The sequence below is a fragment of the Streptomyces sp. NPDC021019 genome (assembly GCF_044333295.1).
Lineage (GTDB): Bacteria > Actinomycetota > Actinomycetes > Streptomycetales > Streptomycetaceae > Streptomyces.
In genome coordinates this window covers 29687-52898 of sequence record NZ_JBIRQR010000005.1, presented here as the reverse complement: position 1 = coordinate 52898, position 23212 = coordinate 29687, and the positions used below count along the sequence as shown (strand labels likewise).

At 71.9% G+C, this 23212-nt stretch carries 21 protein-coding genes; 9 read left to right on the top strand and 12 right to left on the bottom strand.

Going from position 1 to position 23212, the window contains the following annotated elements; all coding sequences use genetic code 11:
* Positions 1-46: 46 nt before the first annotated feature.
* A complete protein-coding gene (locus ACH4RG_RS25310) occupies positions 47-1579 on the top strand; it encodes an alpha/beta fold hydrolase (protein WP_398540299.1) in 1533 nt (510 codons plus the stop codon).
* A gap of 43 nt (positions 1580-1622) precedes the next feature.
* On the opposite strand, the gene ACH4RG_RS25305 is transcribed toward ACH4RG_RS25310, so the two are convergent.
* Positions 1623-2033: an Ohr family peroxiredoxin gene (locus ACH4RG_RS25305; protein ID WP_398540298.1), complete on the bottom strand. Its 411-nt coding sequence runs from the start codon at positions 2031-2033 to the stop codon at positions 1623-1625.
* Positions 2034-2148: 115 nt separating this feature from the next.
* Here ACH4RG_RS25305 and ACH4RG_RS25300 point away from each other — a divergent pair, with 115 nt between their 5' ends.
* On the top strand, positions 2149-2637 hold the full coding sequence (locus ACH4RG_RS25300) for a MarR family winged helix-turn-helix transcriptional regulator (RefSeq protein WP_397925736.1): 489 nt from the start codon (positions 2149-2151) through the stop codon (positions 2635-2637).
* A 27-nt stretch (positions 2638-2664) separates the two neighbouring features.
* Here ACH4RG_RS25300 and ACH4RG_RS25295 read toward each other — a convergent pair whose 3' ends face one another.
* Both ACH4RG_RS25295 and ACH4RG_RS25290 read right to left on the bottom strand, forming a co-directional pair.
* Positions 2665-3210, bottom strand: a complete 546-nt coding sequence (locus ACH4RG_RS25295) for a TetR/AcrR family transcriptional regulator (protein WP_397932572.1) — start codon at positions 3208-3210, stop codon at positions 2665-2667.
* A gap of 90 nt (positions 3211-3300) precedes the next feature.
* Positions 3301-4809, bottom strand: coding sequence for an MFS transporter (locus ACH4RG_RS25290; protein WP_398540297.1), 1509 nt, complete (start codon positions 4807-4809; stop codon positions 3301-3303).
* 152 nt (positions 4810-4961) lie between these two features.
* Between ACH4RG_RS25290 and ACH4RG_RS25285 the strand changes: the two genes are divergently transcribed.
* Complete coding sequence (locus tag ACH4RG_RS25285) at positions 4962-5573, top strand: hypothetical protein (protein ID WP_397925742.1); 612 nt, start codon at positions 4962-4964, stop codon at positions 5571-5573.
* A gap of 85 nt (positions 5574-5658) precedes the next feature.
* Here ACH4RG_RS25285 and thpR read toward each other — a convergent pair whose 3' ends face one another.
* Positions 5659-6288, bottom strand: a complete 630-nt coding sequence (gene thpR / locus ACH4RG_RS25280) for an RNA 2',3'-cyclic phosphodiesterase (protein ID WP_398540296.1) — start codon at positions 6286-6288, stop codon at positions 5659-5661.
* 223 nt (positions 6289-6511) lie between these two features.
* On the opposite strand from thpR, the gene ACH4RG_RS25275 reads away from it, so the two are divergent.
* Positions 6512-7540 carry an aminoglycoside phosphotransferase family protein gene (locus tag ACH4RG_RS25275; protein ID WP_397932567.1) on the top strand — a complete coding sequence of 343 codons (1029 nt, stop codon included), beginning with the start codon at positions 6512-6514 and terminating at the stop codon, positions 7538-7540.
* Between the two features lie 23 nt (positions 7541-7563).
* On the opposite strand, the gene ACH4RG_RS25270 is transcribed toward ACH4RG_RS25275, so the two are convergent.
* Positions 7564-8490, bottom strand: coding sequence for a LysR family transcriptional regulator (locus ACH4RG_RS25270; protein WP_397932566.1), 927 nt, complete (start codon positions 8488-8490; stop codon positions 7564-7566).
* A 124-nt stretch (positions 8491-8614) separates the two neighbouring features.
* Between ACH4RG_RS25270 and ACH4RG_RS25265 the strand changes: the two genes are divergently transcribed.
* Positions 8615-9226, top strand: coding sequence for a helix-turn-helix domain-containing protein (locus tag ACH4RG_RS25265; RefSeq protein WP_397925750.1), 612 nt, complete (start codon positions 8615-8617; stop codon positions 9224-9226).
* Between the two features lie 155 nt (positions 9227-9381).
* Here ACH4RG_RS25265 and ACH4RG_RS25260 read toward each other — a convergent pair whose 3' ends face one another.
* Positions 9382-10518 carry a PQQ-dependent sugar dehydrogenase gene (locus tag ACH4RG_RS25260; RefSeq protein WP_397932564.1) on the bottom strand — a complete coding sequence of 379 codons (1137 nt, stop codon included), beginning with the start codon at positions 10516-10518 and terminating at the stop codon, positions 9382-9384.
* 476 nt (positions 10519-10994) lie between these two features.
* On the opposite strand from ACH4RG_RS25260, the gene ACH4RG_RS25255 reads away from it, so the two are divergent.
* Positions 10995-13124 carry a glycoside hydrolase family 6 protein gene (locus tag ACH4RG_RS25255; RefSeq protein WP_397925754.1) on the top strand — a complete coding sequence of 710 codons (2130 nt, stop codon included), beginning with the start codon at positions 10995-10997 and terminating at the stop codon, positions 13122-13124.
* Between the two features lie 102 nt (positions 13125-13226).
* On the opposite strand, the gene ACH4RG_RS25250 is transcribed toward ACH4RG_RS25255, so the two are convergent.
* From ACH4RG_RS25250 to ACH4RG_RS25225, 6 genes are all read right to left on the bottom strand, one after another.
* Entirely contained in the window at positions 13227-15158 is a 1932-nt protein-coding gene (locus ACH4RG_RS25250) for an HtaA domain-containing protein (RefSeq protein WP_398540295.1), read from the bottom strand.
* Between the two features lie 151 nt (positions 15159-15309).
* Complete coding sequence (locus ACH4RG_RS25245; RefSeq protein WP_397925758.1) at positions 15310-16485, bottom strand: oxygenase MpaB family protein; 1176 nt, start codon at positions 16483-16485, stop codon at positions 15310-15312.
* An 86-nt stretch (positions 16486-16571) separates the two neighbouring features.
* The gene (locus tag ACH4RG_RS25240) at positions 16572-17627 is read right to left on the bottom strand and encodes a polyprenyl synthetase family protein (RefSeq protein ID WP_397925760.1); all 1056 of its coding nucleotides are present in this window, start codon (positions 17625-17627) and stop codon (positions 16572-16574) included.
* Positions 17617-17895 (bottom strand): polyprenyl synthetase, encoded by a 279-nt coding sequence (locus tag ACH4RG_RS25235; RefSeq protein WP_397925761.1) that lies wholly within the window; start codon positions 17893-17895, stop codon positions 17617-17619. The genes ACH4RG_RS25240 and ACH4RG_RS25235 overlap by 11 nt, the downstream gene beginning before the upstream one ends.
* Before the next feature lie 335 nt (positions 17896-18230).
* Positions 18231-19376, bottom strand: a complete 1146-nt coding sequence (locus ACH4RG_RS25230; RefSeq protein WP_398540294.1) for an RNA polymerase sigma factor — start codon at positions 19374-19376, stop codon at positions 18231-18233.
* A gap of 7 nt (positions 19377-19383) precedes the next feature.
* Positions 19384-19791: a YciI family protein gene (locus ACH4RG_RS25225; protein WP_397925765.1), complete on the bottom strand. Its 408-nt coding sequence runs from the start codon at positions 19789-19791 to the stop codon at positions 19384-19386.
* Between the two features lie 854 nt (positions 19792-20645).
* Here ACH4RG_RS25225 and ACH4RG_RS25220 point away from each other — a divergent pair.
* The 3 genes from ACH4RG_RS25220 to ACH4RG_RS25210 all read left to right on the top strand — a co-directional run bounded on the left by ACH4RG_RS25220 (position 20646) and on the right by ACH4RG_RS25210 (position 22838).
* Positions 20646-20819, top strand: coding sequence for a hypothetical protein (locus ACH4RG_RS25220; RefSeq protein ID WP_397925766.1), 174 nt, complete (start codon positions 20646-20648; stop codon positions 20817-20819).
* Positions 20820-20860: 41 nt separating this feature from the next.
* On the top strand, positions 20861-21445 hold the full coding sequence (locus ACH4RG_RS25215; protein ID WP_397925768.1) for a DUF998 domain-containing protein: 585 nt from the start codon (positions 20861-20863) through the stop codon (positions 21443-21445).
* A gap of 367 nt (positions 21446-21812) precedes the next feature.
* Positions 21813-22838: a hypothetical protein gene (locus ACH4RG_RS25210; RefSeq protein ID WP_398163077.1), complete on the top strand. Its 1026-nt coding sequence runs from the start codon at positions 21813-21815 to the stop codon at positions 22836-22838.
* Positions 22839-23212 lie beyond the last annotated feature (374 nt).

Below are 23212 nucleotides of genomic sequence, written 5' to 3'. Positions count from 1 at the left end.
GGGAGATCGGGCCGGGGCGCGGGAGACACCGTGACGAGGAGGGACCATGACTGTATTCATCCTGGTGGCCGGGGCGTTCACCGGACCCCACGTGTGGCGGGACACCGCCGCCCGGCTGGCCGCGGACGGCGCCGAGGTGCGAAAGGTGGCGCTCACCGCGCTCGGCGGACGACCCGCGGATCCCGGGGAGGCCGTCGACCTGGAGACCCATGTCGCGGACGTGCTCGCGGTGATCGACGCGGTGGCGGCGGAGGCCGCAGACCCGGAGATCGTGCTCGTCGGCCACGACTACGGCATCCACCCGGTGCTCGGTGCCGCCGACCGGAGGGACGGGGCGATCGCCCGGATCGTCTACCTGGACGCCGGGATGCCGAGGGACGGAGTCCCCGCCCTGGCCGCAGTGCCCGACCAACGCCTGCGCGAGGAGGTGTTGGAGCGCGCCGCCGGAAACGGGGAACGGGGGCCCGGCGGTGAACTGCCGCCCCCGGCCCGGGACGCGTGGTCCCGCTGGGGGAGCGTCGCCGGTCTCTCCGGGGCGGCGCTCGACGGACTCACCGCCCTCGCGGCACCGCAGCCGCTGGGTACGCTGCTCCAGCCGTTGCGGCTCACCGGAGCCGTGGCCGACGTGCCCGTGACCGGGGTGCTGTGCACCGCCAACGGACCGGGGGTCGAGATGCTCCAGATCCTGGTGGACGTCGGCGACCCGGCGCTCCGGTCGCTGGCCGAGGCCCGGGTGCCCTTCCTCGAACTGCCCACCGGGCACTGGCCGATGCTGTCCTGCCCCGCCGCGCTGGCCGAGACCCTGATCGAGGCCGCGTCCGGCGGGGGGCACCGGCTGGCAGCCGCCGACGCCTCCCGTACGCCCGCCCATCTGCGGCCGTTCCTCCTCGACGTGCCCGACAGGCCCCGCGAGCGGACCGGGAACACCGACCTGTACCTTCCGGACGGTCCGGGCCCGCACCCGGCCGTGGTCTTCGTGCACGGCGGACCGGTGCCCGCCGACGCACGGCCCACGCCCCGGGACTGGCCGACCCTGACGGGATACGCACGCCTCGTCTCGGGGCAGGGGGTCGTGGGGGTGACGCTCGACCACCGCCTGCACGCCGTGACCGACTACGAGGTGGCCGCCGCGGACGTGGCCGACGCGGTGGAGCGGGTACGCGCCGACCCGAGGGTGGACGCGGACCGGATCGTCGTGTGGTTCTTCTCGGGCGGAGGCCCGATCGTGGCGGACTGGCTGACGGACCCGCCGCCGTGGCTGCGCTGCGTGGCCGCGAACTACCCGATCCTCGCGCCGCTGCCGAGCTGGGGGCTGGGCGACACCCGTTTCCACCCGGTCCGGGCGGTCTCCCGAGCCGGACGCCTTCCCGTCGTGCTGGTCCGGGCGGAACGCGAGAGTGCCGAGATCGCCGCGACCGTCGAGGAGTTCCTGACCGAGGCCACCCGCTGCGGAGCGAACGTCGAGGTCATCGACGTACCGGAGGGGCGTCACGGCTTCGAGACCCTCGACTCGACCGACGGGGCGCGCGAGGCCGTGCACCGCGCGGTGGGCGCGGTGCTGGCCCGCTTGAAGGCGTGACGTCCCGATGCGTGGGGCAGGGAGCGGCCCGGGGGCGGGGCGACTACTCGATGACCAGCTCGACCTCGATGTTTCCCCGCGTGGCCCTGGAGTACGGGCAGTAGGCGTGGGTGGCCTCGACCAGCTTGCGCCCGGTCTCGCCCGCGAGGGTGTCCGGCAGTTCCGCGCGCAGGACCACCGAGAGCCCGAAGCCGTCGCCGTCCTTGCCGATGGAGACCTCGGCGGTCACGGACGCGTCCTTGGTGTCGACCTTCATCTCGCGACCGACCGCGGCCATCGCGCTGGCGAAGCAGGCGGCGTAGCCGGCGGCGAAGAGCTGCTCGGGGTTGGTGCCCCGGCCGTTGCCGCCGAGAGCCGGGGGCAGGGCGAGGGGGAGGTCGATCTGACCGTCCGAGCTCACGGCACGGCCCTCGCGGCCGTTGGCGGTGGCGGCGGCGGCGTACAACGCGTCCATGGGTGGTGACCCTCCACTGGAGCCCCGACCGGGATGGTCGCGGCGAGAGAAATAAAGATTGCACACAATTTAGTTGTGTACAACTTAATGACGTGGTCGGCGGTACGCTGGTTCCATGACCACTGCTCCGGGCGCCTCGCCCGATCTCTCCGGCGTCCCCGACGCGGAGCTGCTGCGACTGGACCATCAGGTCTGCTTCTCGCTGCACTCCGCGTCGCGCGCGTTCGGCGGCTTCTACCGGCAGGCTCTCAAGGACCTGGGCCTCACGTACTCGCAGTACCTGGTCATGCTGGTCCTGTGGGAGCACGGCCCCCAGCCGGTCAAGGGCATCGGGGACCGCCTCCAGCTGGACTCGGGGACCCTCTCCCCGCTGTTGAAGAGGCTGGAGACGGCCGGACTGGTCCGGCGCGAACGCAGCCGCGAGGACGAACGGTCCGTCCTGATCGACCTGACCGACGAGGGCGCACGCCTGCGCGAACGCGCGCTGTCCGTCCCCCGGGGCGTGCTGGAGGCCACCGGTCTGTCCCTGGACGAGATTCTGGAGCTGAAGGACGTCCTGGGCCGTCTCACCGCTGCCCTGGGCGAGGCCGCTGACGCCTGCTGAGCCGCCGAGGGCCGGCGTGACCGGCGGTCAGCCGTCGCGATGGGTCAGGGCGTCGGAGATGCGGTCGGCGACCGCCCGCCGCATGCCGGGGTCCAGCGGTTCCGCGGTCAGTGATTCGTACAGCCACAGGCCGTCGGCCGCGAGGCGGACGATGAACCGGTCGAGCGCGGCCGGATCCTCGGCCGACGACGCCGGGGACGGCGCCCACCGTTCCGTCACGGCTTCCCACACGGCCGCGTGCGCGGGGTTCGTCGAGCCCTCGAGCATCAGCAGGAGCTCGGCCCGCGTGGCGCTCTGGATGGCGACCCGGGCATAGGCGGCGAGCCGTTCCTCCCTGGTGGCCTCGGCCGCGGGTTTCCCGGCCGCCGCGACCAGATCGGCTTCCCACTGGTCCGCCAGATGCTGGTGGATCGCCCGGACGAGATCGTCGCGCGAGGCGAAGTGGTAGAGGAGGCCGCCCTTCGTCAGCCCTGCCTCCGCGGCGACGGAGTCGAAGGTGACGCTCTTGACGCCTTCACGCTGCACGACACGGGTGGCGGCTTCGAGGATCTGGATCCGTTTGCTGGTGCGCATGGGTGGCTCCCGTGCCGTCGGGTCGGTGGTGTCCCGGACTCGGTGGTGTACCGGGCTCGGGGGTGTACGGGGCTGAGGGGGTGCGGCGTTTCAGTGGTGTGCGGGGCCGGACAGTGCCGAGCCGGGGCCGTGGCGGCGCAGCAGCACGCCGGTCGCGAGGGCGCCTACGGCGAGGACCGTGGCGACCACGATCAACACGGCGAGGTACGCGCCGTCGAACGCCTCGGACGCCGCGGTGATCAGCGCGCTGTTGGCCCCCGACCCTTGGCCGGCCAGGGCGAGCGCGCTGTCGAGGCTGTCGCGCGCCTGTTCGGGCACCCCGGCGGGGAGGTCGATGGTCGCGGAGTACACGGCGGTCAGCAGGCTGCCGAGGAGGGCGACCGCGACCAGGCTGCCGAACTCGTAGGAGACCTCCTCGACGGACGAGGCCATGCCCGCCCTGCGGGCCGGGACATTGCCCATGATCGCGCTGGAGGCTACGGACATGGCCGCGCCGAGTCCGCTGCCGGTGATGATCAGCCCGGTGACGAGGAGGCCCGTGCTGGTGGCGAAGTTCGTGAGCACCAGCACGGTGCCGACGGCGCCCAGCGCGAGCCCCCCGGTGATGAGCGGCAGCAGCCCCACCCGGTGGAGGACCGCGCCCCCGAGCACCGCGGTGGGGAACGCGCCCACGGCGACGGCCGCGACGAGGAATCCGGCCCGCAGTGGGGTGAAGCCCTCCACGAGCTGGAAGCGCTGGGTGGTGACGAGCTGGATGCCGGCGATGGCGAAGAGGGCGAATCCTGCGGCCAGCACCCCCGCGAGGAAGGCCCGGTTGCGGAAGATCGCGAAGTCCAGCAGTGGGTAGGGCAGTCGGCGCTGCCGTCGGGCGAACGTCCAGCCGCCGACCGCGGCCGCGAGGACGGCGGCGGCGATGACGGCCGGATCGGGGTCGGTCTTCGCCGTCTCCTTGATCGCGATGACGAGGCCGACCAGGGCGACGAGCGCCAGGAGTGAGGAGACCAGGTCCCAGCGCTTGGAGATGTCCGGATCGTTCGGCGGGGCAACGAACAGCGTGGCCACGACCGCCGCGAGGACGACCGGGATGTTGATGATGAAGACCGATCCCCACCAGAAGTGTTGCAGCAGGATCCCGCTGATGATCGGCCCCAGCGCGCTGCCCACGACCGCTATGGTGCCCCAGACCGCGATGGCCATGTTGCGCTCGCGCTCGTCGTCGAAGGTGACGCGGATCAGGGCGAGGGTGGCGGGCATCATCGCGGCCGCGCCGACAGCGAGGAAGGCCCGCGCGGCGATCAGGGCCTCCGGGCCGGTGGAGAACGCCGCGCCGAGCGAGGCCGCGCCGAAGACCACGAGGCCGATCAGGAACATCCGCCGGTGTCCCACCCGGTCACCGAGCGTGCCGCTGCCCAGGAGCAGGCCGGCCATCACGACCGGGTAGGCGTTGATGATCCAGAGTCCCTCGGAGCTGCTGGCGCCGAGATCCTCCACCAGCGTCGGCAGGGCCGCGTAAAGGATGGAGTTGTCCAGCGTGATCAGCAGGAGCCCCGCGCTCACCACGGCCAGGAGCAGCCAGCGCCGCTTCGTGCTGATGGTCATCCCTCGTGAGCCTCACTGTGAGAACCGCCCCGACTCCATAACTGTACCTTACGGAAGGTACAGTTATGAACTTTGAATGACAGGCGAATCTGTCGAGAGGTGAGGCGACAAATAAGGTTGCCTATGCGGTCGATGACAGGTAAATTTGTCACATGGATGATGTGAAGGCGATCCCGACCCCTGATCAGAGCGATGAGAACTTCTGGGCCACGGTCCTGACCCCGGTGGACCCCGCCTGGATCGAGCCCCGCGACGACGACACGTTCGCCATGGACGAGCAGGTGCTCGACGCGGTCCGGTCACTGGCGGAACGGATCTCGACGCGCGCGCTCGCCTACCGCGCGGTCGGCAAACCCTTCGACGCCGCCCTTATGGCCGCGCCCGATGTGCAGCTGGCGATGGTGCGGTCGCTCTACGAGGCCAAGCGGTCTGTCGACCGGCTGGCCGAGAGCGCGGCCACCGTCGCCGGACGCGGTGGATCCAGCTACGCGCAGCTCGGCGCGGCCTGGGGTGGCATCAAGCGTCAGTCGGCGCGTGTCAAGTGGCCGCACGCGGTGCCCAAGAAGTCTGCCAGCGAGTCCATTCCGCTTCATTACGCGGGCGGCGACGCCGTGATTCACCACGATCCGGGCGCCGACGCCTGGTGGTACACCGCCACGGGAGCGGACTTGCAGGAGGACGAGTCGGAGGCCATCCACGGCACATCCGCCGAGGCCATCGCGCGGGCCACCGAGTTCCTGCTGTCGCACGACCGGTCCGCGTGACACGGGACCGCACGACCGGTCCGCGTGACCCGCGTGGCACGGATCGCGACCGTGCGTGCGGCCGCCGTGGGAGCACGGCGGCCGTTCAGGTCCCGTCCGCTCCGTGGTGGAAGTCCCAGGCGTCGATGTCGCGGTAGTGGATCGGCCCCGGGCCTCGGCCGATGTTGCTGCCGACAAGGTGGAGGCGGGCAGCCTCCCAACTCCGGCCGGTGAACGCGGCGAGCCCCGCCGCGGCCTCCACCGTGGCCGTGTGGTCACCCCGACGGGACCGGGCCAGCGTCAGATGGGGCCGTAGGGGCCGCTCGGCGAAGGAAACACCGCACTCCCGGACGAGGGCGCGTACGTCGGTGGCGAGGTGGTGCAGCCCTGTGAGGTCCCCCGTGACCCCGGCCCACAGCACCCGCTCGTCGAAGTGTCCGCCGCCGTGCAGCGCCAGCCGCAGGGGACGTCGCCGCGCCGCGAGCCCGGCGAGCTGGGGCATCAAGGGCGGGACGGCGGAGACCGGCAGCTCACCGAGGAACGCCAGGGTGATGTGCCAGTCCTCGACGCGGTTCCACCGCATGCGGGGACGGGCGTCGTAGGCCGGGCGCAGCGCCTGCGCCAGCTCGTTCTTCGCGTCGTCGGGCGGGGCGAGCGCCAGGAACACGCGGGTCGTCGTGGCCCGGACGCGTTCGTCCGCAGGGGGACCGGTCACGGCTTCGAGCGGTTCGTTCACCTGCCGTACCGTACGTGCCGGCCGTGCCCCCGCCGCGACGCGGGGCCCGGTGCCGCAGGCGGGCGCGGGCCGACTTTGTACCGTACGGTGCGACGCGTCCCGGAGGAGTGCCTGAACCCGCGGGCGCGGCACGGAAGAGCGTCTCGACCCGCCTCCGCTCCCCGGCCGGGTCGAAGGCCGGCATCCCCCGGACAGGACAGGACCCCCGTGCGAGGATGAGCGGATGAGACGGCGACTGCCCTGGGGGGACGCGTTACGGACCGGACTGGGCGCGCCCCGACGTTCCCGGCGGCTGAGCAGCAGCCCGCGCTCACGGGTGTGGCGGGTGGAGACGGCCGGGGCGCCGGTGGTGGTGAAGCAGATCGTCGACGGTCCCGACGCCGACGAGCGGTACGCCCGTGAACTGGCCGCGTTGCGTCTCGCCGCCGGAGCCGACCCGGCCGTGGTGCCCGCACTCCGGGGCACCGCCCCCGACGACCGGGTGCTGGTCCTGGAACATCTCGACCACCGGCAACCCTCCGGCGACTGGATCGTGGACTACGCGGCGGCACTGGCCCGGCTGCATGCCGTCGCCCGTCCCGAGCACGCCGGAGTGCTGCCCCGCTGGCAGGGCCCGGACGCCGCCGACGCCGCCTCCTTCCTCCGGCTGGCCGCCGCTCTCGACGCTCCCGTCCCTCCCGGCGTGCCCGGCGAGCTCGACGGCCTCGTGCACCGGCTCGCCCGGACGCCCGGGCACGCCCTGCTCCACGGCGACCCGTGCCCCGGCAACGACCTGCACACCACTGGCGGGACCCGGTTCATCGACTTCGAACAGGCCTCACTGGGCAGCGGGCTGGTAGAGCTCGCCTACCTGCGCATCGGCTTCCCGACCTGCTGGTGCGTCACCGCGGCCCCCGCCCCGCTGCTGGAACGGGCGGAGACCGCCTACCGCACGGCGTGGCGCGCCGAGGCCGGCGACGAACTCCACGGTGACCTCACCGACTTCTGCGCCGGCTGGCTGATCCGGGGCGACGCCCTGGTCCCGCGAGCCAACCGCGAAGGCGCCGATCACCTGGCCCGGATCCCGGTCCGCGACTGGAAGTGGGGCACCGTGACGGCCCGTCAACGCCTCGTCCACCGGCTCGGTGTCGTCGGCGGAATGACCGCCGGCCGCGATGGTCCGAGCGGACTGAGCACCCTCTGCACGGACATGCGCCGGCGGATGCTCGCCCGCTGGCCCGGGCTCCGGCCCGTCCCCGCGCGACGCCCCTGACCGTGGAGGTGCGCCGCACGGCGTCAACGGGCCCAGCCTGGTGTCCACGCGTCGGCCGGCGGCATCGGCCGTACCTGGGCGAGGTACCTGCGCAGCGCCGCCAGAACCGGGTGCGGATTGCCGGTCCGGTACAGGAACACGTGCGGATAGACCGGAGTCGGACCCACGACAGGGATCCGCCGCAGGTCGTGCGAGGCCGGCCACATGTATCGGTCCCGGGAGCCGACGAGTGTGGCCGGCGCGTCGGAGTCGGCGATCGAGTCCATCAGCGCCTCGGTCCCGAAGTCGGGCCCGACGGCGTCGATACGCAGACCGAAGTCCTCCGCGAGCCGGTCGTAGTAGGCGGCCCACTCGGTGCCCTGCTTGATGCCCGGGATCCAGATCCGGTGCCCGGCCAGATCCGCCGGGGCCAACGACCGGGCGGAGGCCAGCGGGTGGCGCGGTCCGACGAGGAGCTGCAACGGATCGTCCAGGACGCGTTCGGCGCTGATCCCGTCGGGCAGCGCGCCCGCGGGCACGGCGCGGAAGGTCGCGTCGATCTCGCCGGCCCGCACCGCCTCGGCCGCCCCGGTCACGTTCGCGTCCGCGAGCGTCACCACGTCGAGGTCCGTGCCGGGGTGGGCCTGGTAGAAGCCCCGCACGGCCAGCGCCGGGGCGATGCGCCGGTGGAGCACGTCCACACGCAGCACCCGGTTCCCGGGGCGTACCGAGGCGACGGCCCGCTCCACGGCCCGCAGCACCTCGCGGGCGTGGGGCAGGAATGCCTGCCCGTCGGCAGTGGGGCGCGCTCCGCGGGCGGTGCGGACGAACAACGTCACCCCGAGCACGCGTTCCAGGCCCGCCACGCGCTTGGAGACGGCCTGTTGACTGATGCGCAGGTCCACGGCGGCTTCCCGGAACTGTCCGGTGTCCGCGACGGTGACGAACGTGCGCACGGCTTCGATGTCCACATCCTGAAGCCTATGGGCCCACAACCGTGCGTTGTGGGTCACCGACCGCGGGGTGTGCGTCGGCGGCTCTCCGCGGACGGGCCCACGCAGGCGTCTCTTGCTCCTGTGGCATAGGGTCATGCCTATGACGCAAGAGGACGGCGAGCTGGACAGCCTGGTACGCAAACGCATCCGCGCCCTGCGTGTGGCCCAGGGCTGGTCCCTGGAGGAGCTCGCCGCCCGCGCGAAGGTCAGCCAGTCCACGCTCAGCCGCATCGAGAACGGCCGGCGCCGACTGGCCCTGGACCAGCTGGTCACGCTCGCCCGCGCCCTGGACACCTCCCTCGACCAGCTGGTCGAGACGGCCTCCGACGACATCGTCTCCAACCCGATGGTCGACGGGGCCCACGGTCAGCTGCGGTGGCCCATCAAGGCGGAACCCGGCATGACCGTCATCCGTCAGCGCCTGACCGATCCGCCGCCCGACAACCCTTCTCGGCTGCGCGCGCATCCGGGCCGCGAGTGGCTCGTCGTTCTCTCCGGCACCGCGATCCTCCTCCTGGGCAACCGGCGCCTGCGGATCGAGACGAACCAGGCGGCGGAGTTCCCCACGATGCTCCCGCACGCGATCGGCGCAGAGGGCGGGCCGTGCGAGCTGCTGGGCCTCTTCGACCGGGACGCCCGCCGCGGCCATCAGCGCGGCGAAGGCGCGGAGAGGACGAACCGCCCGGCTCCGCCCGGGCGCAGCCTCCCGTGACGATTGCGGGGCGGCGCGTCGGAGTGCCTGCCGTACGGTCGGGCCCCAGCCGCCTGGCGTACGGCCGGACCATGGGGCGGGGGCCCGCCGATCATGATGATCGGCGGGCCCCGGGCACCGGTCCGTGCAGCTGACCGCCCGTGCGGTTCAGCGGCTCACGCGGGGTCGACGCGTGAGACGGCGCCGGCGCTGCCGAGGACGTACAGCTCGCCGTCACCGCCCTCGACGAAGGAGATGACCTCTCCGCCGCTGACTCCGAGGTCGCCCACGCCGGTCACCTCGCCGTTCTCCAGCTGGAGCGTACGCAGCGTGCCGTCGCAGTAGTCGCTGAACACATAGCGTCCTCGAAGGTCCGGGAGCGCGTCGCCGCGGTAGACGTATCCTCCGGTCACCGAGCAGCCGAGGCCCGTTCGGTCGTACTCGTGGACCGGCGGGACGTGGTTCGCCGGCTCGGTGCCGCCCCGGAAGGGGTGGGTGCCCTCCATGGAGGACCAGCCGTAGTTCTCGCCGCCCTCGCTGTCCGCCGGGGCCCAGTCGATCTCTTCCCAGTCGCTCTGGCCGACATCGCCGATCAGCAGGTCGCCCGTACCCGCGTCGAAGGAGAACCGCCACGGATTGCGCAGCCCGTAGGACCAGATCTCGTCCTTCGCGTCCGCATCGTCCACGAACGGGTTGTCCGCCGGGATCGCGTACGGTTCGCCTCCGCTCGGGTCGATCCGCAGCAGCTTGCCGAGCAGCGTGTCGAGCTTCTGCCCGTTGCCGTGCGGGTCGCCGCCCGATCCGCCGTCACCGAAGGCGATGTACAGATAGCCGTCGGGGCCGAACTTGATGTCCCCGCCGTTGTGGTTCGCGTACGGCTGCGCCTGGGTGAGGACGGTGCGCCGGGTCTCCGGCCGGAGTCGGCCGCCCTCCACGGCGAACTCGTCCACCCTGCTGGTGCCTTCGAGGTCCGTGAACGAGATGTAGAAGTGCGCGAAGGTCTTGTCGAACGCGACGCCCAGCAGGCCGCGTTCGCCGTCCGTGGTGGTCTCGTCGGAGATGTCGAGCACGGGTGCGCCGAGGCCCTGATCGTCCAGCACCCTTACCGTGCCCGCGCGTTCGGCGATCCACAGGGTGTCATCGGGTCCGGCCGCCCCGGCGGACGGACTCTGGGCCCTGGCCACTTCGGTCAGGGACGCGTTCGTCGGCTGAACCGGAGCGGCGGGCTCGTCGGCCGACGCCGTGGCCAACGCCAGTGACGTGACGAGGCAGAGCGTGCCGATGATCGCCGAGCTTCTGGTGCGAAATTTCACCGTGGCCTCCTGGAGGCGGCGAAGGGGGGAGGTCACCCGGCTGCTCGAGCGGAGTTGGGTGGGGGGCACGAGCCGGCAGGCAACCTGGGTGGGGGAGTTGGTGGGTCACCGGCTACAGGCGAGGATAGGGGGACGGACGCGGTCTGGCCTAGACCAGCGTTGCGGCGTCTTCTCCCGCGGCGGCGCTCGCGCACTCCGCCAGTCGGTAGCCGGCCCATCGTCGACGCGAACCTCGCCGCTGATCTCTGAGTGCCTCCTGTTCGGCTGTGGTGGGAGCGCTCCTATGCTCCCCAACTGCGGTCGCGTACAACGTAATTGCGCCGCAGCGCTTGACAGTCACCGAATGCCACGCCACTTTGGGAGCGCTCCCACACGCAAGTTTCCCCACTCGAACCCCCTACCTCCTGAGCGTCACGGATCCCTGGACCCGTCCGTCGCCACCCCCGACGGACGTACGAGAGGAGCACGGAGCCGCAATGAGAAGCAGAGGCACCACCCCGTACGCACCGCACGCACTCCGCAGAAGAGCGGCCGCCGCACTGTCCGCACTGGTCATGGGCGCCGCACTCGCGGTGGCCGTACCCGGACAGGCGTCGGCCGCCGCCCGCGTCGACAACCCCTACGCGGGCGCCACCGCGTACGTGAACCCCGACTGGTCCGCCAAGGCCGCCGCCGAGCCCGGCGGCGACGTCATCGCGGACGAGCCTTCCTTCGTCTGGATGGACCGCATCGCCGCGATCGGCGGCACACCCGGCGCGCGAGGCCTGCGCGCGCACCTCGATACGGCCGTGAGCCAGGGAGCCGACCTCTTCCAGGTCGTCATCTACAACCTCCCCGGCCGGGACTGCGCCGCCCTCGCCTCCAACGGTGAACTCGGCCCCACCGAGCTGAGCCGCTACAAGGACGACTACATCGACCCCATCGCCGACATCCTCGGCGACCCCGCCTACGCGAGCCTGCGCATCGTCACGCTCATCGAACCGGACTCGCTGCCCAACCTGGTCACCAACGCCGGAGGGACCGCCGGCTCCACGCCCGAGTGCGCCACGATGAAGGCCAACGGCAACTACGAGAAGGGCATCGGATACGCCCTGCACACCCTGGGCGCGCTGCCCAACGTCTACAACTACGTCGACGCCGCCCACCACGGCTGGCTCGGCTGGGACTCCAACTTCGTCCCCGCGGCGGAGCAGTTCAAGAAGGCCGCCACGACGGAGGGCGCCACCGTCTCCGACGTGCACGGCTTCATCGTGAACACGGCCAACTACTCGGCGCTCCAGGAGCCGCACTTCGCGGTGACCGACTCCGTGAACGGGACCACGGTGCGCCAGTCGCGCTGGGTGGACTGGAACTACTACGTGGACGAGCTCTCGTTCGCGAAGGCCCTGCGCACGGAACTGGTCCGACAGGGCTTCGCCTCCGACATCGGCATGCTCATCGACACCGCCCGCAACGGCTGGGGCGGCTCCTCCCGGCCCGCCGGACCCGGACCGCTGACCAGCGCCGACGCCTATGTCGACGGTGGCCGGACCGATCGCCGCATCCACGCGGGCAACTGGTGCAACCAGAGCGGCGCCGGCATCGGCGAGCGTCCCACGACCGCCCCCGAGCCGGGGATCGACGCCTACGTCTGGGCCAAGCCCCCGGGCGAGTCCGACGGCAGCAGCGAGCCCAGGGACAACGACGAGGGCAAGGGCTTCGACCGGATGTGCGACCCGACGTACACCGGAAACGGCCGCAACGGCTTCAACCTCACCGGCGCGCTGCCCGACTCCCCGGTGGCCGGGCACTGGTTCTCCGGACAGTTCCAGGAACTGCTCCGCAACGCCCACCCGCCGCTGGACGGCGGCAGCGGAGGCGAGGACGACACCCAGGCTCCGACCGTGCCCACGAACCTGCGGGTGACGGCCAAGTCCAGCAGCAGCGTCACCCTCGCCTGGACGGCTTCCACGGACGACACCGGCGTCACGGGGTATGACATCCTCCGCGACGGCACCCGGGTGGGGACGACGGCCACGACGACCTACACGGACACCGGCGTGAGCGCTTCGACCGCCTACAGCTACTCGGTCAGGGCCAAGGACGCCGCAGGCAACCTCTCGGCCGGGACCCCGGCCGCACAGGTCACCACCGAGGCGGGCGGCGGTACCGGAACGGGCGCGCTCAAAGCCGAATACCGCAACACCGACGGCTCTCCGACCGACAACCAGATCCGGATGTCCCTCCGCCTGGTCAACACCGGTTCGGCCGCGATCGACCTGTCCACGGTCACGGCCCGCTACTGGTTCACCTCCGAAGGCGGCGCGAGCACTTTCGCCACCGCCTGCGACTACGCGGTGCTGGGCTGCGGCAGCGTGACGCACAGGGTCCGACCGGTCAGCTCACCGGCCACCGGCGCCGACCACTACCTGGAGGTCGGCTTCGGCGCCGGCAGCCTCGCGGCGGGCGCCACGACCGGGGAGATCCAGCTGCGGCTCAACAAGAGCGACTGGTCGGCGTTCCAGGAGAGCGACGACTACAGCCGCTCCACCAACACCGCCTTCGCCGACGCTCCGAGGATCGGCGTCTTCACCGGCTCCACCCTCGCCTGGGGCACCGCCCCCTGACCTGCTCCACCACCGGTAAGGATCCCGGCACTGCCGCTGCCCCTCTCCCCGGACGACGGGAGAGGGGCAGCGGTGCGGAGACCGGTACGGACGAGACCAGCGTCAGCGCACGTCGACCCGGTCGCCGGAGCCGATCGTGCCCAGACGGGACGCCGTGGCCTTGAACTGCGCCTTCCAGGTTCCGTCCTTCTTGGCGGTGAACCCCTTGGAGAAGACGCCCTTGCCGTTCGTGTGTACGGTCGCCGACTTGCTCCACTTGCTGGAGCCGTCGGCCTTGAACAGGATGATCACGGACTGGCCGGAGGCGTTCTTCCAGGTGCCGTCCAGGCTGCGCAGGGTGCCCTTGACGGTGATGGTGCGCCCCTTGCGGACCGGCTCGGGGGAGGCGTTGAAGCCGGAGACGGCGGTCCGCAGCTTGACGTCCACGTTGTCGGAGGTGCTGACGGCCGCGGCGCGGTCGGCGGTCCCCGCGTAACGGGCGCGCCAGGTGCCGTCCTTGACGGCGGTGACCGATGCCGAGGCGACGCCCTTGCCCGTGGTGCTGACCGTGGTGGCCCGGCTCCAGGTCTTGCCGCCCTTCGCCCGGAACTCGATCACGACGGGCGCCTTGGCCAGCGGCCGCCAGACGTTGTCCGTGGCGCCGGCGGTCTGGAGCGTGGCGACCACCTTCAGCTTGCCGCCCTTGCCGACTGGCTCGGGAGAGGCGTTGAAGGAGACGATCCGGGCGGGCACCGCGGACACCGTGAGAGCGGCGGCCGAAGTGGCCGTCCCACCGGACGCGTTGACGAAGACGGCACGGTAGCGGTGGCCGTTGAGCGCGGCCGACGCCTTGACCGACAGGGTGGTGGCGGCGGCTCCGGGGACGGTGCTCCAGGTCGCGCCACGGTCGGTGCTGCGCTCCCAGCGGACCGAGTCCGCGCCGGTCGCGGCGGCGGTGAACGTGCCGGTCGCCCCGGAGCGGACGGTACGCGGCGCGGGGTGCCGGGTCACGGTGGCGGCAGGGACCTCGACGCCGAACGTGAGCGGCTGGGCGACGTCCTGGGCCCGGGAGGGCATCCAGGTGGAGTCGCCGCCGTCGTGCGAGTTGAAGCTCGTCACGAAGCAGGCGGTGGCGCGGCAGTCGACGACGGGAGCACCGGAGGGGGCGAAGGTCTCGGTGAGCTTCAGCGTGACGCTGAAGGTGCCGTCCGCGCCGACCTGACGGACGTAGGCCGCGTTGCCGAAGACGCTGGGGTAGGTGGTGCCGGGCAGGGCGATGGACTGGGCCAGATACACGCCGCGCCCGGGCTGGTAGCCCTTGCCGCTGACGGTGACCTCGTTCTCGGCGTCCAGGCCGGTGACCTGGCTGACCGTCAGGACGGGGACGCTGACGCCGCCGCTGATGGCGACGGGGTCCAGTGCCGTGCCGACCGCGTACATGGGCCGGCCCTGGTAGGCGAAGATGGCCGCGCCCTCGTCGGTGAGCGTGGCCGTGATGCCCGTCCAGTCCAGGACGGCTCCGTCGAGCGCGTCGGCGGACGCGGTGAGCGCGGCGAGCGGCACGTCGGGTGTGGTCACCGGGGCCTTGCCGGCCGCGATGTCGGTCGTCACGTCCATGTGGAGTGTGCCCTTGCCGTCCTTGAGGACGACACGCGGGTCGGCGAGCGTGATGGCGGTTATCCCGTGACTCGGGACCGCGTAGGTGACCGAGCCGCCGAAGCGCACATCGGCGGAGCGCTCGGCGGGGTCCACCGAACCGTGCCTGACGGGATAGCCGACCCGTCCGGTCGCATCCGCGGTCGCGCCGTCGGCCACGTCCATCGAGCCGCCCGAGCCGGTGACGTAGCGGACCCAGGAGTCCTTGAAACCCCAGGAGGACCGGCCGGACACCAGGATCGGGGAGGCCGCGGACGTGGTACCGCCGGCCTCGGCCCGGGTGGCTGCGTGGATGCCAGGAGTGGCGGCGGAGGCGGGAACGGCGAGGACGCCGGCGCCCACGGATACGACGGTCAGGGCGGCAAGAGCGGCCAGGCGGCCGCGGCGGGGCATGGACATGCGCTGCATGTCTCCTTCGGGGGAGGGGCACGGCGCACGCCTGGACGGAGCCGTTCCCGGGAGGCGAACGGAAGAAGGGGGGACACCGGCTTCTCGGCGTGTGGGGACCCGAAGACGACACATCGCATATTAGGTGAGGCTAACCTAATTGTCACGATGGGGTGTGGCCGGGGACGGTGACGGCGGGCGGGCTCCAGCGGCCGGCACGGGACGCCCCGGGGGAGACGCCGTACTCCTCCTTGAGCTGTTCGGGGATGGCGTAGTGCATCACGCGTCCACGGGTGAGGGAGGACAGTTCGAGGACGGTGGTGAGGTGACCGAGGCGGTCCAGGGCCCAGGCGCCGAGGGGGGACCGGTCCTCGATGGTCTCCAGGACACCGAGGAGGTGGGGCACGGCCTTGACGACGGTGTCCCACGAGGTGCGGGGCACCTGGAGCCAGTCGGCGCAGGTGGAGCCGACCAGGTGCCGGATGAGCGCGGAGACGATCGGGTCGAAGAAGCTCCCGGGCACGACCTCCTCGTAGAGGTCGATGAGCTGCCGGGTCAACAGCGCGCCTTCCTCGGAGGGCCCCATGTGCCGGATCATGTAGAGGTCGAGGAACCGGCGCGCCTCGTCCAGGGACCGGGGGACGGCCTCCTGGCTGACTCCCAGCATCGCGCCGACCACGCGCCAGGCGTAGTAGTAGGCCGCCGCGCCCTCCTCCGACATGTGGATGCCGAGGCGGTGCAGGCTGTCGAGCACGAGCAGCGAGAAGAACATCTGCCCGCCGATCATGTCCTCCTGGCAGATCGGCGTCCCGAGCGCGTCGGTGTCCCACCGCTTCTCGCGCAGGAGGTGATGGCGGATCGACGCGTGCAGAAGGCGGACCTTCTGGGCGGCGGGGAGGAAGCGCCCCCCGGCCTCGAAGGCGTCGGGCCGCATCAGATAGACGGTGAACTGGCCCGTCTCCGCCATCCGTTTGGAGGGGTACTTCAGCCCGTGAGTGGCGGAGAGGAGCTTCGCCACGTGCGGGACCACATAGCACGCCGGCATGGAGGCGAACGAAAGCGCGGTGGAAATATGCACGTTGTTGTCGATGAAGAACAGCCGGGCCTTCTCCATCTCCTCCCAGTCGACCCAGGCCGGCGGGGCGCTCGTGGCCTGAAGGTAGTCCCGGGCGACATCGGGCAACCCGTCCGGCAGGGGAGCGCCGGCGGTGGAGACGTAGCGCATCAGCGTGTTGAACGTGCCCACCTCCCCGCGTTCGAAGAGCGCGGCGACGGTGGCGTCGGCCAGTTCGTCACCGCCCTGCCGGAGGGCGTTCATCGAAGCCTCGGTGTAGGTCAAGACGACTTCCTTGTTCTCGGTCCGGTCCGGTCCGGTCCGGTCCGCTGCGGTCCGGTGCGGAGTGTGTGCGGCGGGCGGGCGAGGAGTCAGGACAACCGGACGGTCGCCGAGTTCGCCAGCGCCGTCAGGGCGTCGACCGCATGTGACGGCACGTCCAGCTCATGGAGGGCGTCGAGGGCTTCCTCGACGCGCCCCGTGATCATGTCTTCGACGAGGCCGGGGGCCTTCAGCCTGCGCATGACCTCGCGCACCGCGTTGACCCCGTCCTCGTCCAGGTCGCGCCGGCCCAGAAGGGCCCGTAGCCGGTCACGGTCGTCATCACCGGCGACCCGCCAGGTCTCCGCCAGCAGGGCCGTGGGCCGGTGGCCGCACACGTCGTCGGCATTGGCCTTGCCGGTCCGTCCCGGGTCTCCGAACAGCCCGAGCAGATCGTCCCTCAGCTGGAAGGCCTCGCCCAGCGGCAGCCCGTACGCGGAGTAGCCCTCGCGCAGCCGACCGCCGGCCCCGGCCAGCGCGCCGCCGATCAACAGAGGCTGCTCGACGGTGTACTTGGCGGTCTTGTACCGGATGACCTTCAGCGAGGCCGCGGTGTCCGGCTCCGCTCCGGTGCGCAGGATCTCCAGGCACTCGCCCGCGATCAGCTCCCGGCCCAGAACCGTCCACAACGGGCGGGCCCGGCCCAGGTAGGCGGCGGGCAGACCGCTGGTGGTGAACAGGTGCCCGGCCATCCCCATCAGCAGATCGCCCACCAGCAGCGCCAGCGACCGGGCGGCGGCGACGGAACGCGGCCGACGGCGCACGGCGCCGCGCAGGGCGATGTGCGCGGTGGGGCGGCCGTGCCGCAGAGCGCTGTCGTCGATGAGATCGTCGTGCACGACAGCGGCGGCGTGGATCAGCTCCAGGGAGGCCGCGGCCCGCACCAGAGCGTCGCTGTCCGGCTGCCCCGCCGCCCGCCAGCCCCAGTAACAGAACGCCGCCCGCAGCCGTTTGCCGTCCGCGACGACCGCCTCCACCTGATCGGCCACCGGGGCCAGGGCCGGGTCGATCGCCGCGAACAACTCGGCCTCCCGGGCGACGAACGGGTGCACCACCTCGTCGACTCGGACCTTGAAGGCGGCCGCATCCCAGCGGTCAGGCGTCATCGGCGGCCCGCCGGGCGACGGCCTGCCGGGCGAGCAGCTCCAGATGGGCCGGCGGCGGGGCGGCGTACCGGCCCAGCACCAGGCGCCCGCGCGCCATCAGCTCGTGCTCGGCGTCCGTCGCCAGTTCCGCGGCGTCCGAGCGGCGCAGCAGCCCGCGCACCGCTCCCAGGGCAGCACCCACCGCGCTCACCGCCAGATCGGCCGCCCCCGCCACGAGCAGGACCACCCGCTCGTCCAGGTCCCCGTCACGTCCCGTTTCTCGCGTCATGCCACTCCCCACCCCACAACTGCCGACGGCGCGGGTCACGCGCCCACTCCACAGCATCGCGACGCACCCGGTGCCGAAGGGGCGGAAGTCACGATCGAGTGATCTACTCGCTCGGCCGTACGGTTTGCCGCTGCTGGCGCCGCCGCAGTCGCGGGAGGCCACCGATCCGTCGTGAATCGAGGAGGATGCCGCGGCCTTCTGGCTTTTGTCAGCACGGCGGCGCGCCGCGGGGCGCGCGAGACCGTCTGCCTGAGCCGTGTTGCGTTGCCGCGCTCCAGGCGTACGACCGACCGACCGGCCGCGTACCTCCGGACGTGCTGGGCGCGGTCGATCCGTCAGCGCCGAAGACCGGCGTTCAGCCGGGCGGCCTGACGCGTGAGGTGGTCGCGCTCGGCGAGCGTGGGGGCCCGGTGGGCGGCCTCCGCGTACAGCCGCGCCGACTTCGGCAGGTCGCCGTCGCGCTCGTGGAGATACGCCGCCACCGCCGTGTGGCGGGGCAACGTGTCGCTGAGCGGGGCGAGTTCGGCCAGCCCGGCGCGCGGTCCGTCGGCCTCGCCGACGGCCACCGCGCGGTTGAGCCGGACGACCGGGCTGTCCGTCAGGGCGGCCAGTTCGTCGTACCACTCGACGATCTGCACCCAGTCGGTCTCCCCGGCGGTCGGCGCGTCGGCGTGGAGCGCCGCGATGGCGGCCTGGGCCTGGAACTCGCCCAGCCCGTCGCGGGCGAGGGCCCCTTGCAGGATCTCGACGCCCTCGGCGATCGCTCCGGTGTCCCAGCGGCCCCGGTCCTGCTCGGCGAGCGGCACCAGGCTCCCGTCGGGCGCGGTCCGGGTGGCGCGGCGGGCATGGTGGAGCAGCATGAGGGCGAGCAGCCCCGCCACCTCCGGGTGGTCGATCGCTGCCGCGAGCTGCCGGGTGAGCCGGATCGCCTCGGCGGCGAGGTCGACGTCGCCGGAGTAGCCCTCGTTGAAGACGAGATAGAGGACGCGGAGGACGGTGGCGACGTCGCCGGGCTGATCGAACGGCACGCCGGAGACGGTGCGCTTCGCCCGGCTGATGCGCTGTGCCATCGTCGCCTCGGGCACCAGATAGGCCCGGGCGATCTGGCGGGTCGTGAGCCCGCCGACGGCGCGCAGGGTGAGCGCGACGGCGGACGACGCCGTCAGCGACGGGTGCGCGCACAGGAAATAGAGCTGGAGCGTGTCGTCCACCGCCGGCACGGGTCCGGGCGCGGGCTCCTCGTCGACGAGGTCCTCCCGCCGACGCCGGGCGGCCTCCGCCCGGGTCGCGTCGAGGAACCGTCGCCAGGCCACGGTGACCAGCCAGCCCTTCGGGTCCCGCGGTCGCTCGTCCGGCCATACGCGCACCGCCTCGACCAGGGCGTCCTGCACGGCGTCCTCGGCCGCCGCGAAATCTGCTCCGCGGCGGACGAGGACTCCGAGGACGCTCGGTGTGAGACTCCGCAGGAGGGCCTCGTTCATCGTGGCGTCACTCCGTGACGGTGGGCGGCGCGGACAGGAACGGGCGGAGCTCCAGCCACTCGTGGATGGGCTTCCCGCCCGCCCCCGGGGCGGCGGACAGCTCCCCGGCCAGTTCGACGGCGCGGTCGTAGCCGTCGACGTCGATGATCATCCAGCCGGCGATGAGGTCCTTGGTCTCGGCGAACGGCCCGTCGGTGACCGGCGGGCGGCCCTCGCCGTCGTACCGGACCCACGCGCCCTCGGGGGCGAGTGCCGAGCCGTCGACGAACTCTCCGCTCTTCTCCAGCCGGTCCGCGAAGTCCTGCATGTACTGCACGTGCGCCGAGATCTCCTCCGGCGTCCACCGGTCCATCGGTACGTCGTTGACCGAGGCCGGGGCTCCGCGGTAGTGCTTGAGCAGAAGGTACTTGGCCATGGTGTTACTCCTCGGTGCTGTGCGGCCCATTGTGGCCGCTTTCACTCCAGGGACGGAGCCGGATGCGGGTTCTCGACATCGTCGCCCGAAAACCTCGCGAAATCTTTTCGGCGGGCCGGGCACGAGCCCGCGATCCCCGCTCGTGCGGGTCCACGGGCGTGACCGCACGGACTCCGCATGCGGCCCACGGGTCCGCGACGCGGACGGGCCGGAGACGGGGAGCACGAAGACGGCGGCCCCGGAGAGGCCCGGAACGATGGGTGACCACGCGGATCTGCCCGGTGTCAGGATCTGGTACGCGACCGAGGGGGGCGACGACCCCCCGCTGGTGCTGTGCCGCACGGCGGCTCCTGCACCAACCGTGGGCGGGGAGCGCAGCTATCCGATCCTGCACCAACCATGGGCGGGGAGCGCAGCGATCCGACCTCGCCGCCGCCCCCACCGGGTGCATCTCCCGGAACGGCGCGCCCGCGGGCACACGGCCGACGTCGCGTGGCCGCTGACGCACCTGGACACGGCCCGCGTCCGAGGCGCCCACCCTCGTCGTGGTCGGTGATGACAACTCGATGACGCTGATGCATACGAGGGCCGTGTACCGCGCGATCCCGGACGCCGAGCCGACTGTCGTTCCCGGGGGCGCCCCTCTCCCGCCCGGCCCCGCTGGAGAAGCCGGCGCTGGTCAACCGGCTGATCCTCCACCACCTCCTACAGGAGGCGGTGGAGACGATGACGCCCGTCCGGCGGACGGAGACCTGGGCGGTCCCGGAGGGCGCGGCGCCGCGATCCGAGCCGCGGCGTCGAGGACCGCGGGTCTCATTCCTCGGCGCAGCTGAGACCTGCGGGAGGTCCGCAGCTTGCCCAGCAGTCGGCGCAGCGTGGCCCGGTCGCGCTCGGACAGGTCCGCGAAGGGTTCGTCCTCCACTTCCCTCATCGGGGCCGCCGTCACCCACCTGCGCGCTACGGACTACGAGATCGCGCAGCCCGTGGGGCTCCGGCGTGCCGGTGGCGCGGTCGACCGCATGGGGTGAATGTCAGCAATAGCTTAGATGTGCACATTTATGCTTGCTCGATGCGATCTGCTCCCTGGTGGGCCTTGGCCTCCTCCGGATGCGCCCCCGTCCTTCTGGTCGGCTCCTGGATGACTGCGCAGCTGCGCCAGGGGCCGGAGTACGACCCCGCGAGGCAGACTCTGAGCGTGCTGGCCTCCTACGGTGCTGCCAGCTACTGGCTGATGACGGGGATGCTGCTGGTACTGGGAACGTGCTACGTGGCGACGGCGCACGGGCTCCGGCCGGCGGCGCCCGCCGGCCGGGTGGCCCTGGCCGGCGGCGGACTGTGCGCACTGGCCCTGACGCTGGTGCCCGTCCCGAACAGCGGCGGGGCTTTGGAGCACGGCGCCGTGTCCACCGTGGGCCTCGTGCTGCTGGCGGTGTGGCCTCCCCTGGCCGCAGTCCGGGACCGGAAGCCGGTGCCGTGGGGGTTGAGGCTCGATGTGTCGCTCGCCGCGAGCGCGTTGATGGGCGCGAGCGCCCTGTGGTTCCTGGCCGAACTGCAGAGCGCGGGGGCGCCCGGCGTGGCCGAGCGCGTCGTGACGTTCGTCCAGGCACTGTGGCCCTTCCTGGTGGTCGTCTCCTGCCGGAGGAGCGCGGCCTGACGGAACCGAAGCACCGACATTGATGAGGCCGGCGAAGTCCTCGATGGCCTGCCCGAGCGCGTCCACACGATGCAGCAGTGGCAGATCGGTCTTGGGCCAGAGCAGGAGCAGAAGGCCTTCCGTCAAGCGATCCTTGCTCGCTCCAGGACGACAGAACCTGACTCCTCATAGCGAACACGACGTCACGCACAACCTCGCGACACACTCCCGCAGGCCCCCGAGGCCCGGCCACGGCCTGCCGACGGAGACGTGATGGGCCTGCCGCCACGGATCGACGGTAGCGTTCTCCTAGGTGGCGCCCGCGCCGGAATACTTCGTGGGGCGGCCACGAGGGCCGTTGTCAGAGGCGACGGGCAAAATTGCGGCCATGAAGGTCACTCCTGTCACTCCGACACGGCCGGTCGACGTAGCCGCGGTCTTTCCCCAACTGGTTCCGCTGGCCCGCACGGCGACCCGCCTGCATCCCCGCCCCGGGGGGCCGACGTGGAACGACAGCTCGATCGGCGGGCCGCTGCTGTGGCCCGCCGAGGAGCCGTGGCCGCACTGCGAGGGACCACATGTGGTGGATGGCGTCAACCGGGCCCAGCCCCCGTCGGATCTGCGGCTGGAACGACGGATCCTCGCCGCCTCGCACGGCCGGGACCTGACTCCGGAGGAACGGGAGACGCTCGAGCGGATCAGGCCCCCTCGGACGTATCCGGTGAGGCCGACGGTCCAGGCGTACGACGGCCCCATAGCGATGCTGCCCGTCGCGCAGCTGTACGCACGGGACGTCCCCGATCTGAGCCCGCCGGAGGGCAAGGACCTGCTGCAGGTTCTGTGGTGTCCCTTCGATCACCCGATCATGCCCAAGACCCTGCTCTTCTGGCGTTCGGCAGCCGCGGTCACCGACGTCCTCGACACGCCCCCCGAGCCGCCCGCAGTGCAGTTCGACGGCTATCTACCGGACCCGTGCGTGCTCGAACCGGAGCAGATCACCGAGTACCCCGACCATCTGGAGCTGAGCGAAGAACTGCGGATGCAGCTCAGGCAATGGAGTCTGCCGGAGGCGGCAGAGGAAGACCTGGATCCCGACACGTACTACGACTGTGTGCTGTCCAACGCACCCGGCTGGAAGGTCGGCGGCTGGCCCGCTTGGAACTCCACCGACCCCCGCTCGCAGCCCTGCTCCGAGTGCGGCACCCGCATGGAGGTCCTGATGACCGTCGCCACGTTCGAGGAAGGGGACGACGCCGGGAACAGCTGGTCTCCGCACCCTCACCCGGGTGCTGGACCGTACCCCGGCCACCGCGGCTACAACGCGACCGGGGTCCAGATAGGCAGCGGCTACCGGCAGCACCTGTTCGTCTGCCCGGCGGAGCCCGACCATCCGCACATCGAGTTGATGACGTAGCCCGTCAGCAGGGTGCAGCCGGGGCGTCACGGTGCGGGCATGCCGTGACGCCGCGTGGCTGTGAGGCTCAGGGTGCCTGCCTGCGGCCCGGCATCCGGGAAGGAAGCAGGCCGTCCCCGAACCGACCGCGACGCATCGCCCCGTCGCGCGCCCGCCGGGAATCGCACGACGGCCTTCAGATGAGCGGCTCGACCCACACGTCGCGGTAACGGATCCTGCCCCCGTGTGCCTGGAGTCTGATCGCCCCGGGCCGTCGGACAACCAGTCCGAAGCCTGCGGTCCGAAGCCTGCGGTCCGAAGCCTGCGGTCCGAAGCCTGCGGTCCGAAGCCTGCGGTCCGAAGCCTGCGGTCCGAAGCCTGCGGTCCGAAGCCTG

What these genes read in the sequence shown, in the direction of transcription:
- ACH4RG_RS25290 (WP_398540297.1), bottom strand. Translation starts at nt 4,809, where the DNA reads ATGACCATCAGCACGAAGCGGCGCTGGCTGCTCCTGGCCGTGGTGAGC.
- ACH4RG_RS25210 (WP_398163077.1), top strand. Translation starts at nt 21,813, where the DNA reads ATGAAGGTCACTCCTGTCACTCCGACACGGCCGGTCGACGTAGCCGCG.
- ACH4RG_RS25265 (WP_397925750.1), top strand. Translation starts at nt 8,615, where the DNA reads ATGACGCAAGAGGACGGCGAGCTGGACAGCCTGGTACGCAAACGCATC.
- ACH4RG_RS25305 (WP_398540298.1), bottom strand. Translation starts at nt 2,033, where the DNA reads ATGGACGCGTTGTACGCCGCCGCCGCCACCGCCAACGGCCGCGAGGGC.
- ACH4RG_RS25225 (WP_397925765.1), bottom strand. Translation starts at nt 19,791, where the DNA reads ATGGCCAAGTACCTTCTGCTCAAGCACTACCGCGGAGCCCCGGCCTCG.
- ACH4RG_RS25250 (WP_398540295.1), bottom strand. Translation starts at nt 15,158, where the DNA reads ATGTCCATGCCCCGCCGCGGCCGCCTGGCCGCTCTTGCCGCCCTGACC.
- ACH4RG_RS25215 (WP_397925768.1), top strand. Translation starts at nt 20,861, where the DNA reads ATGCGATCTGCTCCCTGGTGGGCCTTGGCCTCCTCCGGATGCGCCCCC.
- ACH4RG_RS25255 (WP_397925754.1), top strand. Translation starts at nt 10,995, where the DNA reads ATGAGAAGCAGAGGCACCACCCCGTACGCACCGCACGCACTCCGCAGA.
- ACH4RG_RS25275 (WP_397932567.1), top strand. Translation starts at nt 6,512, where the DNA reads ATGAGACGGCGACTGCCCTGGGGGGACGCGTTACGGACCGGACTGGGC.
- ACH4RG_RS25230 (WP_398540294.1), bottom strand. Translation starts at nt 19,376, where the DNA reads ATGAACGAGGCCCTCCTGCGGAGTCTCACACCGAGCGTCCTCGGAGTC.
- ACH4RG_RS25295 (WP_397932572.1), bottom strand. Translation starts at nt 3,210, where the DNA reads ATGCGCACCAGCAAACGGATCCAGATCCTCGAAGCCGCCACCCGTGTC.
- ACH4RG_RS25240 (WP_397925760.1), bottom strand. Translation starts at nt 17,627, where the DNA reads ATGACGCCTGACCGCTGGGATGCGGCCGCCTTCAAGGTCCGAGTCGAC.
- ACH4RG_RS25300 (WP_397925736.1), top strand. Translation starts at nt 2,149, where the DNA reads ATGACCACTGCTCCGGGCGCCTCGCCCGATCTCTCCGGCGTCCCCGAC.
- ACH4RG_RS25310 (WP_398540299.1), top strand. Translation starts at nt 47, where the DNA reads ATGACTGTATTCATCCTGGTGGCCGGGGCGTTCACCGGACCCCACGTG.
- ACH4RG_RS25235 (WP_397925761.1), bottom strand. Translation starts at nt 17,895, where the DNA reads ATGACGCGAGAAACGGGACGTGACGGGGACCTGGACGAGCGGGTGGTC.
- ACH4RG_RS25285 (WP_397925742.1), top strand. Translation starts at nt 4,962, where the DNA reads ATGGATGATGTGAAGGCGATCCCGACCCCTGATCAGAGCGATGAGAAC.